This window comes from Pseudomonas sp. Cab53, from assembly GCF_018325965.1.
GTDB classification, from domain to species: Bacteria; Pseudomonadota; Gammaproteobacteria; order Pseudomonadales; family Pseudomonadaceae; genus Aquipseudomonas; species Aquipseudomonas chlororaphis_E.
Genome location: NZ_AP021902.1, coordinates 4,213,084 through 4,231,885, shown reverse-complemented (window position 1 = coordinate 4,231,885; position 18,802 = coordinate 4,213,084). Strand labels below are relative to the sequence as shown.

Genomic DNA, 18,802 nt, shown 5'->3' with positions numbered 1-18,802 from the left:
TGGATGATCTAGTCTTGCAGACTCCCGGGAGAGATCGCCATGTACCGCTTCTTCGAACAACTGAGCTCACGCATCGCCGCGCCGTTCCTGGGGGACCGTTCGCGTAACAGCAAGGTCTGGCCGTGTCGGTGCGGGCAGTCATTGTTTTTTCGCAACAGCCAATGCCTGGCGTGCCTGGCGGTGCTGGGGTATCAACCGGAGCAGAGTCGTCTTTCGTCATTGCAACCAGGCGAACAACCCGACACCTGGACCCTGGATGCCGACCCGCAAGCCGGGTTGTTCCGTCGTTGCGCCAATCTGGACACCCCGGCCGGGTGCAATTGGTTGCTGCCAGCCAACGACCACGACACCTTGTGTATCGCCTGCCGCCTGAACCGCACCATCCCCGACCTGTCGATCCCGGAGAACCCCGAGCGCTGGCGCAAGGTCGAGATCGCCAAGCGTCGCCTGGTAGCGCAGTTGATCACCCTCGGCTTGCCGGTCGTCGCGAAAACCGTCGACGAAAAGGCCGGCCTGGCTTTCGATTTCATCGGTGTCGACCCGGACGGCAAACCGCCGATGACCGGCCACGCCAGTGGGCTGATCACCCTCGACATCAAAGAGGCGGACGACGCCCATCGCGAATACGTGCGCCAGCAAATGCGCGAACCCTATCGCACCTTGCTCGGGCATTTCCGTCACGAGGTGGGTCACTATTACTGGGATCGGTTGATCGCCAACAGCCATTGGCTCGAAGCGTTCCGGGCGCTGTTCGGCGACGAGCGCGCCAGCTATGCCGAAGCCCTGGATCGCCACTACCAGCAGGGCGCGCCGCTGGACTGGCAAACGCACTACGTCAGCGCTTACGCGACCATGCACCCTTGGGAAGACTGGGCCGAGACCTGGGCGCACTACCTGCACATGATGGACGCCGTGGACACCGCGCTAGGCTTCGGCATGAGCGCCCGGGAAATGGATTTCGACTACCAACCGTTCCCGCCCGAGACCTTGTACGACCCGGGGCATGCCGGGGGCGCGGCCTTTCTCTCGTTCGTCAACGCCTGGATCGAACTGGCTGGCATGCTCAACGAACTTTCGCGCAGCATGGGCCAGCCGGACTTCTACCCCTTTGTCGTACCGGCTGCGGTCATCACCAAGTTGCATTTCATTCATCTGGTGATTCAGGAGGAGGGTGGTCGAGCGGATGAGGTGTTGTTGTAGCCTGCGAACTTTTTGGGTGTAACAAACTTTGTAATAAAGACGCAGAATATAACCTGTCGGTGTTGCGACTGCTGGCAATTGTTACTATCTGTTCTGATAGTATCTCGCTCACAAAATTTCCCTTACTCTGAGACGAGTCGTGAATGGCGGTTTTAGATATTTGGGAGAGTGTTATGAAAGATAAGGCAACAGATAAGCCCGCTACACCCGGTAAACGTGCAACCATCCCCAACGCACCTCGCAACCTTGCTCAAGCCGGAGCAGGTCGATACACCATCATGTTGAGCTGGCTGATTTCGGACAACGTCAGGCCCGATGAAATTGCCAGTCACACGTTTAAAGTGACCAAGACAGAAAATGGCCAGGAACAATTCGTACCTGCCGCCAGAATACAACCGGACAGTAATGGCCAGTATGCGCATACGATCGAAGTCAGTGGAGGTGCGCAACCTGTTAAGTTCAATGTTCAAGTCAGGGCTCAGGCGCTTAATGCGGAGTATGGTCCTTACTGTCCGGTATTAATCTGTTCCACTGCAGTTTAGGGTGTGTGCGAAATAGCTTAGAACGCCAACCTAAGCGTGCGTATTGAATAGCTGATGGATTCTTCAGGTGTTTGTCCCATTGCCTTGGGGGAGCAAAGCTTGCTCGCGACAGCGAGGGGCCTTTTTCCTTCAAGGTCGAATATGCCTGAGCCATCGTGAGCAGGCTCGCTCCCGTTCCGGGCTTGTAGGCCCCGAGCCCCATGAGAGCGAGCCCCCGCTTGCGAAAGCCCCTATCAGGCGACCCCGATGCCGAACCCGCCTCCACCCTCCCAAGCGCCAACCGCTCCCCCAGCAAGTGCTTGAGCCCCTTCGATTTTTAATCCATGGCGAACGGTTGTAACTTCTCGCCAGATAGGTACAATGGCGCGGCTCGCCGTCAGGCAGCGTCGTTATGGTGACCCCATCGGTCCCCCCGCAACGATTACCCGTGAACCTGGTCAGATCCGGAAGGAAGCAGCCACAGCGGGAACATTGTGTGCCGGGGTGTGGCTGGTGGGGTTGCCTCCATAACGCCCTCAAGCCTTCGTTCGCAAGGTTCGTGAAATTCCCTTTTTTAGTTGCCCGATCAACAGGTCGCTGCTTTCTGCTGCCCGGACATCGGCTGGCAGGGCAACCGATTGCCCACGCAAAAGCCTGGCTGCCGTCTCGCCGGCAAACCAGGCTTTTTTGTGTTTCACAACTGCATCAAGGCTTGGACATGGCCTGGTCAACCGCTGCGATCAGCTTTCCCAGATCCTTCGGGGTGGCTTTGTGTATGACACCGAACAGATACGCTCGCTGTTCTTCTTCATCGGCCATGTCGCTAAAAAAGGCCTTCAACTGCACATCCAGTACGTCGGCAAGCATGAACAAGGCTTCGACGCTGGGGGTGTAGGTGCCGGTTTCGAAACGGCTGATGGTTTTGGGGTCAAAACCGGTTTTTTCGCCAAGTTCAGCCTGAGTTAGCCCCGCTACTTTGCGATAGCGTCTGATGGCTGGACCCAAACTTGAAATTTGCATCGCTTAATTCCCATTTAGAATCAAGAACTTAACGATAGATTTTTGCATTAGGCAACCGCATGATTCATCACCTTGCTTTGCAAAATGTGATGTGTTTCGTAGAATCGGCCTTTGGTATGGGCATTTGGTGACCTGCTGCAGAGGTCGGCATGCGCGAAAAGAATGCGCCATGCACGTCAGCTCGTGACCAACGGCATGGGGGTTGGTCCCCCGGATCGTGCTGCCAGGGCCCGGATCCAGCTTACCTCAAGGTCTTTGAGCCTAGTTGATTTTCGCCTCTGCGAGGGCGGCAACCGCGCGCGCCAAATGAGCCTGACTCATGGATGACTGCTTCGATGGATAAGAAGTACCGCAGAGCCGTTGACGCTGCCGCGATTTTCTCCGAAACCGATTTGAGCGGGCGCATTACCTACGTCAACGAGCCGTTCTGCCAACTGTTCGGCTATTCGCGTGACGAGCTGCTGGGGGCGAACCATCGCCTGCTCAATTCCGGCCAGCACCCTGACGAGTTCTTCAGTGCCATGTGGCGCACCATTACCTTGGGGCAGGTCTGGAAAGGCGAGATCTGCAACCGGGCCAAGGACGGTACGTTGCATTGGGTCGATACCACCCTGGTGCCGGTGATCGACGACGATACCGGGCAGATCGAGCGCTACCTGGCGATTCGCTTTGACGTCAGCGAAAAGCGCCGGCTGCTGCACTCGTTGCAATGGCGAGTCGGCCATGACGTGCTGACGGGCTTGCCCAATCGCACCTACCTTTCCGAACTGCTGGACCAGGCCCTGGCGTTTTCCCGGGCCGAAAACCTGCCCCTGGCGGTCTGCATGCTCGATCTTGATGGATTCAAGGCCGTCAACGACGGGCATGGCCATGCCAGTGGCGATCAATTGTTGGTGGAGGTCGCCCGGCGCCTGCGTAGCATTGTGCGTGGCGAGGACGTGGTCGCGCGGCTGGCTGGGGATGAATTTGTGCTGGTGTTGCGCCATGTGCGCGGCATCGATGAACTGAACGCGGCGTTGAACCGGGTGTTGATCGCCGTTTCCATGCCGTATGCCATTGATGGCAAGAGCGTCAAGGTCTTCGCCAGCATCGGCGTCACGCTGTTCCCGTGGGATGACGAAGACGCCGAGACCTTGTTGCGCCACGCCGACCAGGCGATGTACGTGGCCAAGCAAAGCGGCCGCAACCGTTTCCACCTGTTCGATGTATCCCGCGACAAGGAAGTGCGCGCCACCTATCAAACGGTCGAGCGGGTACGGCAGGCACTGGTGAACGATGAGTTGCGCCTGCATTTCCAGCCCAAGGTCAACATGCGCAGTGGCACCGTGGTCGGCCTGGAGGCGTTGCTGCGCTGGAAGCATCCGCAACGGGGCCTGGTGCCGCCTGGGGAGTTCCTGCCGCTGGTGGAGGAAACCGACCTGATCGTCGAGATCGGCGAGTGGGTCATGGGGCAGGTCCTGACCCAACTGCAACAGTGGCAGCAAGCGGGGCAGGGGTGGCCGGTGAGCATCAATATCTCGGCCCGGCATTTCCAGCGGGCGGACTTCGTCGAGCGGCTGCGGCAGGTGCTGGAGCGGCATCCGGCGGTATCGCCGCGCTTGCTGGACCTGCAGATCGTCGAGTCCGTCGCCGTGGAAAACCTCGTCAATGTCAGCGCCTGCCTCCAGGCCTGCCAGGCGCTGGGTGTAAGGTTTTCACTGGGCGGCTTCGGCACCGGTTTTTGTTCGCTCAATGACCTCAAGCACTTGCGCACGCAAACCATCAAGATCGACAAGGCGTTCGTCCGTGACATCCTGCATGATCAGGATGATCTGGCGCTGACCGAAGCGGTAATTGGCCTGGCCCGGGCGTTTGGCCGCGAGGTCGTGGCCGAGGGGCTGGACAGCCTCGAACATGGGCAACTGCTGTTGCGCCTGGGCTGCGAGGTCGCCCAGGGGTACTTCATTGCCCGGCCCATGCCGGCCGAACGGGTGCCGGGCTGGGTGTCGGGCTTCAGTCCACCGACGCAATGGCGGCAGCGACCGGACGGTCAAGGCGATCGGGTGTCGCTCGCCGACTCCACGTCGCGACCGGTGTAGAGCTGGATGATCGCGTCGATTTCCCCTGACAGTTTCATTTTCAACAGGGTACGCAGGATGCGTTGGGCGGGGATTGTCGGATCGTTGCGCACATAACAGCTCAGTTCCCGCTCCTGGAGCACCGCTACCTCCTGTAATTGCCGTTCTGCGGCGTGCCGTTGATTGAACCAGTCCAGCGCCCATTGGTTGCTCACCGCATAGCGATACCGCCCGGCCAGCAGTTTCGCCAGCACCTGGTCCTGGCTACGGGCGTCGTCCCGCCGTAGCTGGCCGCTGTCGAACAGCGGTTGCAAGGTTGGGTAGGAATAACTGAGCACGGTGCCGATGGGTTGCGGTTCCAGTCGCGCCGGTACCACGCGCTCGGTGCCGCCCGGGGGCCGACGAGCAGGTCGCGCTGGAAGAACAACGGGATGCTCCAGAGGTAATTGCGACTGTCGTCATGCACCCATTCCGGGGTGACATAACAGCGCAAGTCGGTTTCACCGTTTTTCATGGCGCCGTCAAGGCGGGCGCGGGACAGCACGTGGAATTCGGCCGGCATGCCGACCTGGGTGGCCAGGCTGATCATGATGTCGGGCAATATGCCCTGGGTCGGACGGCCGCGTTCTATCTGCACCATGGGCATGGCCCAGCCGTCGGTGATGGCGATACGCAAGGGTACTTCTTCTGCCAGACAACTGGTCCCCAGCAACAGCAAAGCCCCCATGGCTGTGCGCATAAACTCTCCTGACCAAGCCAAACCGTGTCGACAACCGAGCCCCAGACCCAAGCTTAGACATATTAGACGAGCGCACCGGATGCAATTTCGCCCCTGCTCCGCTAGCATTAGCCGCTTATGTTCCTTCGTTGCGACGGTTTTCGATGAGTTATCAGGTTCTTGCACGTAAATGGCGTCCGCGCTCGTTCCGCGAAATGGTCGGCCAGACCCATGTGCTCAAGGCTCTGATCAATGCCTTGGACAGCCAGCGGCTGCACCACGCCTACCTGTTTACCGGAACCCGTGGCGTGGGCAAGACCACGATCGCGCGGATCATCGCCAAATGCCTGAACTGTGAAGCCGGTATCACTTCGACCCCGTGTGGCGAGTGTTCGGTCTGCCGGGAAATCGACGAAGGCCGTTTCGTCGACCTGATCGAGATCGACGCCGCCAGTCGCACCAAGGTCGAGGACACCCGCGAGCTGCTCGATAACGTGCAATACGCCCCGAGCCGTGGGCGCTTCAAGGTCTACCTGATCGACGAAGTGCACATGCTCTCCAGTCATTCCTTCAACGCGTTGCTCAAGACCCTCGAAGAGCCGCCGCCCTACGTCAAGTTCATCCTGGCGACCACCGACCCGCAGAAACTTCCTGCGACGATCCTGTCCCGCTGCCTGCAGTTCTCCTTGAAGAACATGACCCCGGAGCGGGTGGTCGAGCACCTGACCCACGTCCTGGGCGTGGAGAACGTGCCTTTCGAGGACGATGCATTGTGGCTGCTCGGTCGCGCCGCCGATGGCTCGATGCGCGATGCCATGAGCCTGACCGACCAGGCCATCGCGTTCGGCGAAGGCAAGGTCATGGCGGCCGATGTGCGGGCCATGCTCGGCACCCTCGATCATGGCCAGGTCTATGACGTGTTGCAGGCGCTGATCGAAGGCGATGCCAAGGCTCTGCTCGAAGCCGTGCGTCACTTGGCCGAGCAAGGCCCGGACTGGAGTGGCGTGCTTTCGGAAATCCTCAACGTGCTGCACCGGGTCGCCATCGCCCAGGCCTTGCCCGAGGGCGTCGACAATGGCCACGGCGACCGTGACCGGGTGCTGGCCCTGGCTCAGGCACTGCCGGCCGAAGACGTACAGTTCTACTACCAGATGGGCCTGATCGGCCGACGCGACCTGCCCCTGGCGCCGGACCCGCGCGGTGGCTTCGAAATGGTCCTGCTGCGGATGCTCGCGTTCCGCCCGGCCGACACGGCGGACGCCCCGAGGCAACCGCTAAAGCCAGTGGGGATCAGCCAGGCCACAGCTGATTCCGCCAAGCCAGTGGCTGCCGCGCCCGTCGTTGCGCCGGCAGTGGCTTCTGCTCCGCCAGCGCCGGCCCCGGTCCCGACGCCGGTCGTCGCACCTGCCGCGCCCGAGCCTGAGACAGTGCTCGAGGCCGAACCTGAGCCTGAACCCGAGCCAGTCGCCGAAGCGGTGATCGATTTGCCCTGGAACGACCCGGTCGAGCCGCCCATCGTCCAGCAGCCAGCGGTGGAGCCCGTACTGGAAACCGTCGCCGAGCAGCCCGAGTTGCCGCCGATGCCCTTGCCGACACCCGACAGCGTGGTGCCCGAGGCGCCCGAGTGGGTCGCCGCCCCGGTGCCGGAGCCGACAGTGGCCGACGTCGCGATCGCCACGCCGGGCATGGACCTGGATGACGAACCGCCGCTGGACGAAGACTACATCGAGCCGGACCTGGACTCGGCCTACAGCTACCTGGACGAGCTGGCCAGCGAGCATGCCGCCGAGCCGGCTCCCGAGCCTGAACCGGAACCGGCGGCAATGCCGGCCACCGGGCTGGCCTTGCAATGGCTGGAGCTGTTCCCGAAACTGCCGATCACCGGCATGACCGGTAGCATCGCCGCCAACTGCACATTGATTTCCGTGGAAGGGGACCACTGGTTGCTGCACCTGGACCCGGCCCACAGCGCATTGTTCAACGCCACCCAACAGCGTCGCCTGAACGAGGCGTTGAACCAGTACCACCAGCGCACCCTGACGCTGAGCATCGAGCTGATCAAACCTGAGCAGGAAACCCCGGCCCAGGCCGCGTCCCGTCGCCGTGCCGACCGTCAGCGCGAGGCCGAGGAGTCGATCCACGGTGATCCGTTCATCCAGCAGATGATGCAACAGTTCGGCGCGGTGGTGCGTCACGATACTATCGAACCTGTCGAGGCCCCGGTCACCCAGGGCTCATAACTGAGGGCGCCGGCCGAACGGGCCGGCGTTTTGTTTACCCAAGTACTTTCGAGGTGATTCCCATGATGAAAGGTGGCATGGCCGGCCTGATGAAGCAGGCGCAGCAGATGCAGGAAAAAATGGCCAAGATGCAGGAAGAGCTGGCCAACGCCGAAGTCACCGGCAAGTCCGGCGGCGACATGGTGACCGTGGTCATGACCGGCCGCCATGACATCAAGCGCGTCAGCATCGACCCGAGCGTGGTCGAAGGCCTGAGCGAAGATGACAAGGAAATGCTCGAAGCGCTGTTCGCCGCTGCCGTGAACGACGCGGTGCGCAAGATCGAAGCCAACAGCCAGGACAAGATGTCCGGCATGACCGCTGGCATGCAACTGCCACCGGGCATGAAACTGCCGTTCTGATTCGCCATCCCGCTCGGGATGGGCTACACACAATGCCAGGCATCGCGCCTGGCATTTTTGTTTCTGCTGCGCAGCGGGCATCGTTGTGGGAGCGAGCCTGCTCGCGAAGGGGTCCCTGCGAACAAACATCGAACGCCACACCCCCGGCAATGGTCTGCTCCCTATAGCGGTTCACTCAACGATCAAGGAGACGCTTCCATGTCACAAGCATCGACCTCCAACCAGCGCATCGTCCTCGCGTCCCGTCCCAAGGGGGCTCCCACCGCGGAGAACTTTCGCATCGAGCAAGTGACGTTGCCTGACCTGGCGGACGGACAAATCTTGCTCAAGACCCTGTTCCTGTCCCTGGACCCCTACATGCGTGGGCGAATGAGCGATGCGCCTTCCTACGCGGCGCCGGTGCAAATCGACGAGGTGATGACGGGTGGGGCGGTCAGTCGCGTGGAGCGTTCGCGGCATCCGAAATTCCAGGAGGGCGACCTGGTGGTCGGGGGCACGGGCTGGCAGAGCCACAGCATCAGCGACGGACGCAACGTGATCCCTGTCCCGTCCGGGCTGCCCAGTCCGTCGATGGCCCTGGGCGTGTTGGGCATGCCAGGCATGACCGCCTACATGGGACTGATGGACATCGGCCAACCCAAGGCCGGGGAAACCCTGGTGGTGGCGGCAGCCTCGGGTGCCGTTGGTTCGGTGGTCGGCCAGGTGGCGAAGATCAAGGGCCTGCGTGTGGTCGGCGTGGCCGGCGGCGATGAGAAATGCAAGTACGTGGTCGACGAGCTCGGGTTCGACGCCTGTATCGATCACCGCAGCGAACATTTTGCCGAAGAGCTGGCCCAGGCCTGTGACAAGGGCATCGACATTTATTACGAGAACGTCGGCGGCAAGGTTTTCGATGCCGTGGTGCCACTGCTCAACGCCAAGGCACGGATTCCACTCTGTGGCCTGATCGCCTCCTACAACGAACATCAGCCCCCCAGTGGCCCGGATCGCTTGCCGCAATTGCAGCGGACGTTGCTGACCAAGCGCGTGCGGATACAGGGCTTCATCGTGTTCGACGACTACGGTGACCGGCAGCCGGAGTTCATCAGCGCCATGGCGCCCTGGGTCCGGGACGGCAAGGTCAAGTTCCGCGAAGACGTGGTCGATGGCCTGGAAAATGCGCCGCAAGCCTTCATCGGCCTGCTGGAAGGACGCAACTTCGGCAAGTTGGTGGTACGGGTCGCTCAGGATTGAGTATTTGACGCTAATCGGAGGCGCGGGTATAAACCGCGTCTCGTTGTCATGTCGGACATTTCCTCGATGAGCTTCAGCCCTTTGATTCGCCAACTGATCGATGCCCTGCGAACCTTGCCGGGTGTAGGTCAGAAAACTGCCCAGCGCATGGCGTTGCAATTGCTCGAGCGTGATCGCAGTGGCGGTTTGCGTTTGGCCCAGGCCCTGAGCCAGGCCATGGAGGGGGTCGGGCATTGCCGTTTGTGCCGCACCCTCACCGAAGATGACCTGTGCCCTCAATGCGCCGATTCGCGCCGGGACGACAGCCTGTTATGCGTCGTGGAAGGGCCGATGGATGTGTACGCGGTGGAGCAGACCGGGTTCCGCGGGCGCTATTTCGTGCTCAAGGGGCATTTGTCGCCCCTCGATGGCCTGGGACCGGAAGCCATCGGCATCCCTCAATTGATTGCGCGCATCGACGAGGCGGGCACGTTCACCGAAGTCATCCTCGCCACCAACCCCACGGTCGAAGGTGAGGCCACCGCCCATTACATCGCCCAACTGCTGAACAACAAGGGCCTCATCGCCTCTCGCATCGCCCATGGCGTGCCGCTGGGCGGGGAGCTTGAGTTGGTGGACGGCGGGACGCTGGCGCACTCGTTTGCCGGGCGCAAGCCGATTACCCTCTGACAAACACCCGAAAACTCCTGTGGGAGCGGGCTTGCCCGCGAAAGCGGTGGATCAGCCACATTTATCTGGCAGACACACCACTTTCGCGAGCAAGCCCGCTCCCACAGTCGATTAGCGTTCGCTCAGGGAAAACTGCGTCAGGCAATACGTAGGGATGCCCATGTCTTCCAGGCGCTGGGAGCCCAGCAGTTCCGGCAGGTCAATGATCGCTGCCGCCTCGTGGATCTTGGCGCCCATGCGGCGGATCAGGTTGGCGGCGGCGATCAGCGTGCCGCCGGTGGCGATCAGGTCATCGAACATCACCACCGAGTCCCCTTCGCACAGGCTGTCGGCGTGCACTTCCAGGAAGGCTTCGCCGTATTCGGTCTGGTAACCCTCGGCCAGCACGTCCGCTGGCAGCTTGCCTTGCTTGCGAAACAGCACCAGCGGTTTGTTCAGTTGATAGGCCAGGATCGAGCCGATCAGGAAGCCGCGCGCGTCCATCGCACCGATGTGGGTGAACTCGGCCTCGACATAGCGGTGGGCGAAGCTGTCCATCACCAGGCGCAGGGCGGTCGGGGACTGGAACAGCGGGGTAATGTCGCGAAAGATCACGCCCGGCTTGGGGAAGTCGATCACGGGGCGGATCAGGGATTTGATGTCGAAGGAATCGAAGACCATCGTCGAAGTGTCCTGGCAGGGCTGCAAACGCGGCAGTATAGCGCGGCTGGGGCAATCCCTCAGCCGCGCTCGTCCATCAACCGTCGATCGAGCCGCCGGCCAGGGCGCAGAGCTGGATTGGGTCGAGGATGTGAATTTCCTTGCCTTCGGCGGCAATCAATTCGTTCTGCTGGAAGCGGGTGAAGACCCGGGACACGGTTTCCACCGCCAGGCCCAGGTAGTTGCCGATTTCGTTGCGCGACATGCTCAGGCGGAACTGGTTGGCCGAAAAGCCCCGGGCGCGAAACCGTGCGGAGAGGTTCACCAGGAACGTGGCGATGCGCTCGTCGGCGGTTTTTTTCGAGAGCAGCAGCATCATCTGCTGGTCGTCGCGGATTTCCCGGCTCATCACCCGCATCAACTGGCGACGCAACTGCGGCAATTGCAGCGCCAGTTCGTCGAGGCGTTCGAACGGGATTTCGCACACCGAAGTGGTTTCCAGCGCCTGGGCCGAAACCGGGTGGCTCTCGGTGTCCATGCCTGACAGGCCGACCAGCTCGCTGGGCAGGTGGAAACCGGTGAGCTGTTCTTCGCCGCCATCGCTCAGGTTGAAGGTTTTCAAGGCGCCCGAGCGCACGGCGTAGACGGAATCGAAGGTGTCGCCCTGGCGGAACAGGAATTCTCCTTTTTTCAACGGGCGTCCCCGTTTAACGATCTCGTCCAGCGCGTCCATGTCCTCCAGGTTCAACGAAAGTGGCAGGCAGAGGGGGGCCAGGCTGCAATCCTTGCAATGAGCCTGGTTGTGGGCGCGCAGTTTGACTGGCTCGGACATTTCTTAAATCCTTGTGGGAAAACACACATAGGCCGTAAGGGTACCCCAGCACAGGGGGTTGGGCCAGTGTGGTTTTACCGTCAAATTGTCGCGCTTAGATGACGCGGGAGAATCTTTGTCGGGTGTGCTGCTCCAGATAGGCGTCAAAAACCATGCACACGGCGCGCACCAGCAGGCGTCCGGCGGGCAGCACGGCGATGTGGTGGTTGTCGAGTTCGATCAGGCCGTCCTGCGCCATGCTGAGCAATTGCGGCCACAGCGGTGCGAAGTAGGCGCGAAAATCGATGCCGAAGGCGTGCTCGATGTCGGCGAAGGTCAGGTCGAAATGGCAGATCAACTGCTGGATCACCGCGCGCCGCAGGCGGTCGTCGGCGTTGCAGATCAACCCGCGGCTGGTCGCCAGTTGGCCGTCGGCGAGGGTGTTCTGGTAATGGGCCAGGTCGCTGCTGTTCTGGCAATACACGTCGCCGATCTGGCTGATGGCCGATACGCCGAGGCCGATCAGGTCGCAATGGCCGTGGGTGGTGTAGCCCTGGAAGTTGCGTTGCAGGGTGGCTTCTTCCTGGGCGATCGCCAGGTCGTCGTCGGGCAGGGCGAAGTGGTCCATGCCGATGTAGCGGTAGCCGGCGGCGGTGAGTTGTTCGATGGTGCCTTGCAGCATCGCCAGTTTCTGCTCCGGGTTGGGCAGGTCCTGGCCGTTGATGCGCCGTTGGGGCATGAAGCGTTCCGGCAGGTGGGCGTAGTTGAACACCGACAGACGGTCCGGTTGCAGGTGGATGACTTCTTCGACGGTGCGGGCGAAGTTTTCCGGGGTCTGCTTGGGCAGGCCGTAGATCAGGTCGATGTTGATCGAACGGAACTGCAAGGTGCGCGCGGCTTCGATCACGGCGCGGGTTTCGTCCAGGCTTTGCAGGCGGTTGACCGCGCGTTGCACGGCGGGGTCGAGGTCTTGCAGGCCGACGCTGACCCGGTTGAAACCCAGCTCCCGCAACAGCCCCATGGTCGACCAGTCGGCTTCCCGGGGATCGATTTCGATGCCGTAGTCGCCCGAATCGTCGTCCAGCAGGTTCAGGTGCTTGCGCAGCTTGCCCATCAGTTGGCGCAGTTCGTCGTGACTGAGGAAGGTCGGGGTGCCACCGCCCAAGTGCAACTGCTCCACCCGCTGGGCCGGGTCCAGGTGACAGCCGATCAGTTGGATTTCCTGCTCCAGGCGTTGCAGGTAGGCGTGGGCACGGCCCCGGTCCTTGGTGATGACTTTGTTGCAGGCGCAGTAGTAGCAAATGTTCGCGCAGAACGGCACATGCACATACAGCGACAGTGGTCGCAGTGCCTTGCGGCTGTCACGCAGGGCGTGGAGCAGGTCGAAGGTGCCCACCTGGCTGCCGAACTGCGCCGCAGTCGGGTACGAGGTGTAGCGCGGTCCCGCCAGGTCGTAGCGGCGGATCAGGTCTGAGTCCCAACGAATGGCGTCGAGCATGCGGGCGTTCCCCGGATAGGCTGGCATGGGCGGAGTCTAGGGGGCGGACGGCGGGGCGTGTTGATTTGCATCAACGGGGGCGACCGGCAAGGACCGCTGCACGTCCTCTGTGGGAGCGGGCTTGCTCGCGAAGGCGGCGGTACATCCAACATTACCGAAACAGATAGACCGCTTTCGCGAGCAAGCCCGCTCCCACAGGGGTGGGGCGGGGAATCCTGTCAGTGCCCCATGAGCCAATGCTGGTGCGGCCCTGGCAGTGTCCAGAGGCCGAAGAGCATCACCAGCAAGCCGCCGGCCATGCGCACGCTGCGTTTGCGCAGCAGGGCAGTGATGCGTTCGGCGGCCAGGCCGGTGGCGAGCAGCACCGGCCAGGTCCCAAGACCGAAAGCCAGCATCAGCAGGGCGCTGTCCAGCGCATTGCCCTGGCTGGCGGACCACAGCAGGGTGCTGTAGACCAGCCCGCAAGGCAGCCAGCCCCACAGCGCGCCGAGCAACAAGGCCCGGGCAGGCTCGACACCGGCAGCAGGCGGTTGGCCACGGGTTGGATGTACCGCCATAAGCCGCGGCCCAGGCCTTCGATGCGGGTCAGGCCGCTCCACCAGCCCGCCAGGTACAGGCCCATGGCGATCAACAGCAGGCCGGCCAGTATCCGCATGAACATCGCCGCCGGGCTGTTGGCCACGGCCCAGCCGGCCAGCCCGATCAACAGGCCGGCGCAGGCATAGCTCAGGATCCGTCCCAGGTTGTAGGCCAGCAGCAGCCGCAAGCGCCGGCTGCGCTGTTCCTTGGGGATCGCCAGGGTCAGGGCGCCCATCAGGCCGCCGCACATGCCCAGGCAATGGCCGCCACCCAGCAGGCCGAGGATCACCGCCGAAACCAGCAAGGGTGCCAGGTCAAGCATGAGGCGGGGCCTTGTCGTCCGGCCCGCGGGCCTGGCCGTCGGCTTCGTCCACCGCGGCCTGGTGATTAGGATCCTGGTCGTCGAACAGGATGCTGTGGGCCGGACCGTCGAGGTCGTCGTACTGCCCGCTGTCCACGGCCCAGAAGAAAATGTACACGGCGATGGCCACGATCAGCAGCGCGGCCGGGATCATCACGTAGAGAGCTGGCATCTGGGAACTCCATGCCCGCGCGGCTCAGGCCGGCAGCGGGCGGGTATCGGGCGTGGTGTCGAACACTGGCGTGCGGGGCTGACGGGTCAGCCTGAGCGCGTTCAACACCACGGTCAACGAACTGATGGACATGCCGACCGCCGCCCACACCGGCGTAATCCAGCCGAGGGCGGCGAACGGCAACATGAGGCCATTGTACAGGCCTGCCCACACCAGGTTCTCGATGATTACCCGGCGGGTGCGTCGGGCCAGGTTGAAGGCGTGGACCAGGGCGTCGAGGCGGTTGGACAGCAGCACGGCGTCGGCGCTCGTCTTGGCCAGGTCGGTGGCCGAACCCATGGCGACGCTGATGTCCGCCGCCGCCAGTACCGGCACGTCGTTGACGCCGTCGCCGAGCATCAGCACCTTGCGGCCCTGTTGGTGCAACTGCTGCAACACCGCCAGCTTGTCGTCCGGACGCAGGCCGCCCCGCGCCTCGTCGATGCCCAGGTCGGCGGCGACACTGGCCACCATCGGCGAACTGTCGCCCGACAACAGCAGTGTCCGCCAACCCCTGGCCTGGCAGGCGGCCAGCAGGGCCGGGGCATCGGCGCGCAGGCGGTCGTCCAGGACGAACCAGGCCAGCGGCCCGCCGGCATCGCCCAGCAACAGCCATTGTCCGGGTTCGTCCGGCATCGTCGGTACGGTTGCGCCGCTCAATTGGCAGACGAAACCGGGTTGGCCGATGCGCAGGCGTTGCTCTTCCACCAGGCCTTCCAGGCCCAGCCCGGGGGTGCTTTGTACGTGCTCGGCGGCCACGGGGGCGCGGCCGAAGGCGCGGGCGATGGGGTGCTCGGAGCGATTTTCCAGGGCAGCGGCCAGGGCAAGGCATTGGTCGCTGTCGAGGGCGGCCAGCGGTCGGATGGCACGCAACGCCAGGCGACCTTCGGTGAGCGTGCCGGTCTTGTCGAAAATCACCGTGTCGATCTGGTTCAGGCCCTCCAGCACATGGCCGCGGGTCAACAGCAAGCCGAGCTTGTGCAGGGTGCCGGTGGCGGCGGTGAGCGCCGTCGGCGTGGCAAGGGACAGCGCGCAAGGGCAGGTGGCGACCAGCATCGCCAGCACGATCCAGAAGGCCCGGGACGCGTCCAGTTGCCACCACAGCAAGCCGATGGCCGCTGCGGCGACCAGGGAGAACAGCAAGAACCACTGGGCGGCGTGGTCGGCGATCTCCGCCAGTCGCGGTTTCTCGGCCTGGGCTCGCTCCAGCAAGCGCACGATGGCCGACAGGCGAGTGTCCTGGCCGAGCGCGAGCACCTCCACCGTCAGGGCGCCTTCGACGTTGAGCGTGCCTGCCGTGACCGCATCGCCCGCCTGGCGTGGCTGGGGCAGGTATTCGCCGGTCAGCAGTGACTCATCGATGCTGGATTGGCCCTCCAGGATCCTGCCGTCGGCCGGCAGCACCGACCCTGGATGCACCAGCACTCGGTCGCCGTTGCGCAGTTCACTGAGCAGGATCCGCTCGCTCTGGCCGTCATCCGCCAGACGCAGGCATGAGGCCGGCAACAGGTTGACCAGTTGCGCGGTGGCCGCGGCCGTGCGTTCCCGGGCCCGGCGCTCCAGGTAACGGCCGGCCAGCAGGAACAGGGCGAACATGCCCACGGCATCGAAATACAGCTCGCCGGCGCCGGTGATCGATGTCCAGATCCCGGCGATGTAGGCACTGCCGATGGCCAGGGACACCGAAACGTCCATGGTCAGGTGCCGGGTGCGCAGGTCGCGCATCGCGCCCTTGAAAAAGGGCGCACAGCTATAGAAGACGATGGGCGTGGTGAGGAACAGGGCCACCCAGCGCAGGATGGTGTGCATCTCCGGGCTCAGGTCGATGTTGAATTCCGGCCAGGTGGCCATGGTTGCCATCATCGCCTGGAACCACAGCAGCCCGGCCACGCCCAACTGGCGCAGGGCCAGGCGATTCTGGGCCGCCAGTTGCTCGCTGGCCTGGTCGGCCTGGTACGGATGAGCGACGTAGCCGATCTGGCGCAACTGGGCCAGCAGCGTGCTCAGCGGCAATTGAGCGTCGGCCCAGCGCACATGCAGGCGATGATTGGACAGGTTCAGCCGCGCCTCGGCCACCGCCGGCAAGCTGCGCAGTTGCTTTTCGATCAACCAGCCGCAGGCGGCGCAACTGATGCCTTCCATCAACAGGGTGGTTTCGGCCAGCTCGCCTTCATGGTGCACGAACGACTGCTGCACGTCCGGGCGATCGTACAGCGCCAGCTCATCGGTCAACTGTACCGGCAGGGTTTCGGGGTTGGCCGACGCTTCGCTACGGTGCTGGTAATAGCTCTCCAGGCCGCCTGCGACAATCGCCTCGGCCACCGCCTGGCAACCCGGGCAGCACATCTCGCGGGTTTCACCCAGGACAACGGCGGTGAAGCGGCTGCCGGGAGGGACGGGCAGGGCGCAGTGGTAGCAGGGCTGGGGAGTGGTCATGGTTGTCGCATGAAGGCCTTTATGGCTGGGGCGTTTGCGGGTTTATGGGCGCTGTTGTGGCGAGGGTCTTGTTCCCGCTCGGCTGCGCAGCAGTCGTAGTCGGATGAGCCGGTCAGACGAAGAACGGGGCCGCTTCGCGACCCCGCCACCCAGAAGCGATTTACTTCTTCAGGTCTTCGGCGCCTTGCAGCGGTTCATCGCCCAGCAGGATGTCCTGGCCATGGTTGACCTGTTCTTCTTCGAACAACCGCCAGGTCTTGTCGTTCTCCACCCCCAGCAATTCGACAAAGCGTCGGCCCTCGATCTTGTCCGCCAGTTGGCCGACGTAGCGACCGGGTTCGCTGTCATTGCGGGTCAGGACGATCTTGCGGTCTTTCTCCGGTTGGGTCGGGGAGATCAGGCTCAATGCCAGCGTCTGCGGGCGGCTGTTGCCGTTCAGGTGCAGGTTCACTTCGCCGGTGACGTCGTCCAGTTGCACGTTGGCATGCAGTTGCAGGGTCTGGGCCAGCAATTCGCGCTCCAGCGAACGGTTGATACCCTTGCCAGCCTCGTAATAGTTGTCGTTGACCAGGTTGTCCGGGTTTTTCACCGCAATGGTCACCATCGTCAGGCTCAGTGTCACCGAACAGGTCAGGATCCCGATAATGATCCACGGCCAGAGGTGCTTGTACCAAGGGCTGGTGGCGGTTGCTGCAGGCATGTTCAGTTCTCTCAACGAGTTTGTGGGCCGATGAATCGGCTCTTGGCTTCAACGTGAACGCTTTCGTCATCGGCACCCTTGAGGATGAAGGTCACCTCGTTGGTGCTCGATGGCAATTGCTCCGGTGCGCTGGACAATTCGACCGGCTGGCTGAAGATCTCGCCGGCCGCGACCTTGATTTCCCTCCGGCCTTGCAGCTTCAGGTCGGGCAGGCCGGCAGCTTCCAGGATGTAGGTGTGGTCGCGCTGGTCCTTGTTCATGATCTTCAGGCTGTAGACGTTCTCGATCCGCCCCTCGGCGTTTTCGCGGTACAGCACGCGGTCCTTGCTGACGTCGAACCCCACCAGCGAGCGCATGAAGAACGCCGCCACCAGCAAGCTGATCATGGCCAGCAGCACCAGGGCGTAGCCGATCAGGCGCGGACGCAGTTTATGGGTTTTTTGCCCGGACAGGTTGTGTTCGGTGGTGTAGCTGATCAGGCCGCGGGGGTAATCCATCTTGTCCATGATGTTGTCGCAGGCGTCGATGCAGGCCGCGCAGCCGATGCACTCGATCTGCAGGCCGTCGCGGATGTCGATCCCGGTCGGGCAGACCTGGACGCACATGGTGCAGTCGATGCAATCGCCCAGGCCCAGGGCCTTGTAGTCGACGCCTTTCTTGCGCGGGCCACGGCTTTCGCCGCGACGCGGGTCGTAGGAAACGATCAGGGTGTCCTTGTCGAACATCACGCTCTGGAAACGAGCGTAAGGACACATGTAGATACACACTTGTTCGCGCAGCCAGCCGGCGTTGCCGTAGGTGGCGAGGGTGAAGAAACCGACCCAGAAGTACGACCAGCCGTCGGCCTGGCCGGTGAAAAACTCGAACACCAGCTCGCGGATCGGTGTGAAGTAACCGACGAAGGTCATGCCGGTGACGAAGCCGATCAGCAGCCAGAGGCTGTGCTTGGCGAACTTGCGCAGGAACTTGTTGGCCCCCATGGGCGCCTTATCGAGCTTGATACGTTGGTTGCGGTCACCCTCGGTGACCTTCTCGCACCACATGAAGATCCAGGTCCACACGCTTTGCGGACAGGTATAGCCGCACCAGACTCGTCCGGCATAGACGGTGATGAAAAACAGCCCGAAGGCGGCAATGATCAGCAGCCCGGACAGCAGGATGAAGTCCTGGGGCCAGAAGGTCGCGCCAAAAATAAAGAATTTGCGTTCAGGCAAGTTCCACCAGACGGCCTGGTGGCCGCCCCAGTTCAACCAGACCGTACCGAAGTACAGCAGGAACAGGACCGCTCCACCCACCATCCGCAGGTTGCGGAACAGGCCGGTGAAGGCACGGGTGTAAATTTTTTCCCGAGAGGCGTACAGGTCGACGCTTTTGTTCGCGTCCTTGGCAGGCGGGGTGACGTCATGTACCGGAATCTGATTACTCATCAAAATGCATCCCACGGCAGTGGAAAAGTGCCAAGGCCAGTACGTGCCGACCACGGTCACAAAGGGGTGTTGCAGTGGCGC

At 62.7% G+C, this 18,802-nt stretch carries 15 protein-coding genes, 1 other RNA gene and 2 pseudogenes; 8 read left to right on the top strand and 10 right to left on the bottom strand.

From position 1 onward, the window contains the following. Positions 1 to 39: 39 nt before the first annotated feature. The 3 genes from KI241_RS18405 (at position 40) to ffs (ending at position 2,240) form a co-directional block, all read left to right on the top strand. Complete coding sequence (locus tag KI241_RS18405; protein WP_042728038.1) at positions 40 to 1,200, top strand: putative zinc-binding metallopeptidase; 1,161 nt, start codon at positions 40 to 42, stop codon at positions 1,198 to 1,200. Positions 1,201 to 1,343: 143 nt separating this feature from the next. Next, a complete protein-coding gene (locus KI241_RS18400; RefSeq protein ID WP_144419431.1) occupies positions 1,344 to 1,742 on the top strand; it encodes a hypothetical protein in 399 nt (132 codons plus the stop codon). Between the two features lie 401 nt (positions 1,743 to 2,143). Beyond that, positions 2,144 to 2,240: signal recognition particle sRNA small type (gene ffs / locus KI241_RS18395), an RNA gene on the top strand. A 186-nt stretch (positions 2,241 to 2,426) separates the two neighbouring features. Here ffs and KI241_RS18390 read toward each other — a convergent pair. Continuing rightward, positions 2,427 to 2,741 (bottom strand): helix-turn-helix transcriptional regulator, encoded by a 315-nt coding sequence (locus KI241_RS18390; RefSeq protein ID WP_042728037.1) that lies wholly within the window; start codon positions 2,739 to 2,741, stop codon positions 2,427 to 2,429. A 335-nt stretch (positions 2,742 to 3,076) separates the two neighbouring features. Here KI241_RS18390 and KI241_RS18385 point away from each other — a divergent pair, with 335 nt between their 5' ends. Beyond that, positions 3,077 to 4,819, top strand: coding sequence for a GGDEF and EAL domain-containing protein (locus KI241_RS18385; protein WP_047737802.1), 1,743 nt, complete (start codon positions 3,077 to 3,079; stop codon positions 4,817 to 4,819). On the opposite strand, the pseudogene KI241_RS18380 reads toward KI241_RS18385, so the two are convergent. Continuing rightward, a pseudogene (locus KI241_RS18380) lies at positions 4,771 to 5,537 on the bottom strand (transporter substrate-binding domain-containing protein). The gene KI241_RS18385 and the pseudogene KI241_RS18380 overlap by 49 nt on opposite strands. A 143-nt stretch (positions 5,538 to 5,680) precedes the next feature. On the opposite strand from KI241_RS18380, the gene dnaX reads away from it, so the two are divergent. The 4 genes from dnaX (at position 5,681) to recR (ending at position 10,059) form a co-directional block, all read left to right on the top strand. Then, on the top strand, positions 5,681 to 7,756 hold the full coding sequence (gene dnaX / locus KI241_RS18375; RefSeq protein WP_042728034.1) for a DNA polymerase III subunit gamma/tau: 2,076 nt from the start codon (positions 5,681 to 5,683) through the stop codon (positions 7,754 to 7,756). A 62-nt stretch (positions 7,757 to 7,818) separates the two neighbouring features. Further along, on the top strand, positions 7,819 to 8,157 hold the full coding sequence (locus KI241_RS18370; protein WP_003183512.1) for a YbaB/EbfC family nucleoid-associated protein: 339 nt from the start codon (positions 7,819 to 7,821) through the stop codon (positions 8,155 to 8,157). A gap of 198 nt (positions 8,158 to 8,355) precedes the next feature. After that, positions 8,356 to 9,390 (top strand): NADP-dependent oxidoreductase, encoded by a 1,035-nt coding sequence (locus KI241_RS18365; protein WP_212802845.1) that lies wholly within the window; start codon positions 8,356 to 8,358, stop codon positions 9,388 to 9,390. Positions 9,391 to 9,456: 66 nt separating this feature from the next. Continuing rightward, a complete protein-coding gene (gene recR, locus KI241_RS18360) occupies positions 9,457 to 10,059 on the top strand; it encodes a recombination mediator RecR (RefSeq protein WP_042728052.1) in 603 nt (200 codons plus the stop codon). 111 nt (positions 10,060 to 10,170) lie between these two features. Here recR and KI241_RS18355 read toward each other — a convergent pair whose 3' ends face one another. The 8 genes and pseudogenes from KI241_RS18355 to ccoG form a co-directional block, all read right to left on the bottom strand. Then, positions 10,171 to 10,719 (bottom strand): adenine phosphoribosyltransferase, encoded by a 549-nt coding sequence (locus tag KI241_RS18355; RefSeq protein WP_042728032.1) that lies wholly within the window; start codon positions 10,717 to 10,719, stop codon positions 10,171 to 10,173. Positions 10,720 to 10,795: 76 nt separating this feature from the next. Further along, positions 10,796 to 11,530 carry a fumarate/nitrate reduction transcriptional regulator Fnr gene (gene fnr / locus KI241_RS18350; protein WP_042728031.1) on the bottom strand — a complete coding sequence of 245 codons (735 nt, stop codon included), beginning with the start codon at positions 11,528 to 11,530 and terminating at the stop codon, positions 10,796 to 10,798. A gap of 94 nt (positions 11,531 to 11,624) precedes the next feature. After that, on the bottom strand, positions 11,625 to 13,007 hold the full coding sequence (gene hemN, locus KI241_RS18345; RefSeq protein WP_212802844.1) for an oxygen-independent coproporphyrinogen III oxidase: 1,383 nt from the start codon (positions 13,005 to 13,007) through the stop codon (positions 11,625 to 11,627). A 218-nt stretch (positions 13,008 to 13,225) separates the two neighbouring features. Then, a pseudogene (locus KI241_RS18340) lies at positions 13,226 to 13,821 on the bottom strand (sulfite exporter TauE/SafE family protein). Positions 13,822 to 13,900: 79 nt separating this feature from the next. After that, a complete protein-coding gene (gene ccoS / locus KI241_RS18335) occupies positions 13,901 to 14,119 on the bottom strand; it encodes a cbb3-type cytochrome oxidase assembly protein CcoS (protein WP_042728028.1) in 219 nt (72 codons plus the stop codon). Positions 14,120 to 14,143: 24 nt separating this feature from the next. Beyond that, the gene (locus tag KI241_RS18330) at positions 14,144 to 16,594 is read right to left on the bottom strand and encodes a heavy metal translocating P-type ATPase (RefSeq protein WP_042728027.1); all 2,451 of its coding nucleotides are present in this window, start codon (positions 16,592 to 16,594) and stop codon (positions 14,144 to 14,146) included. Between the two features lie 160 nt (positions 16,595 to 16,754). After that, a complete protein-coding gene (locus KI241_RS18325; RefSeq protein ID WP_042728026.1) occupies positions 16,755 to 17,294 on the bottom strand; it encodes a FixH family protein in 540 nt (179 codons plus the stop codon). Between the two features lie 11 nt (positions 17,295 to 17,305). Continuing rightward, positions 17,306 to 18,721, bottom strand: a complete 1,416-nt coding sequence (gene ccoG, locus KI241_RS18320; protein ID WP_212802843.1) for a cytochrome c oxidase accessory protein CcoG — start codon at positions 18,719 to 18,721, stop codon at positions 17,306 to 17,308. Positions 18,722 to 18,802: the final 81 nt, after the last annotated feature.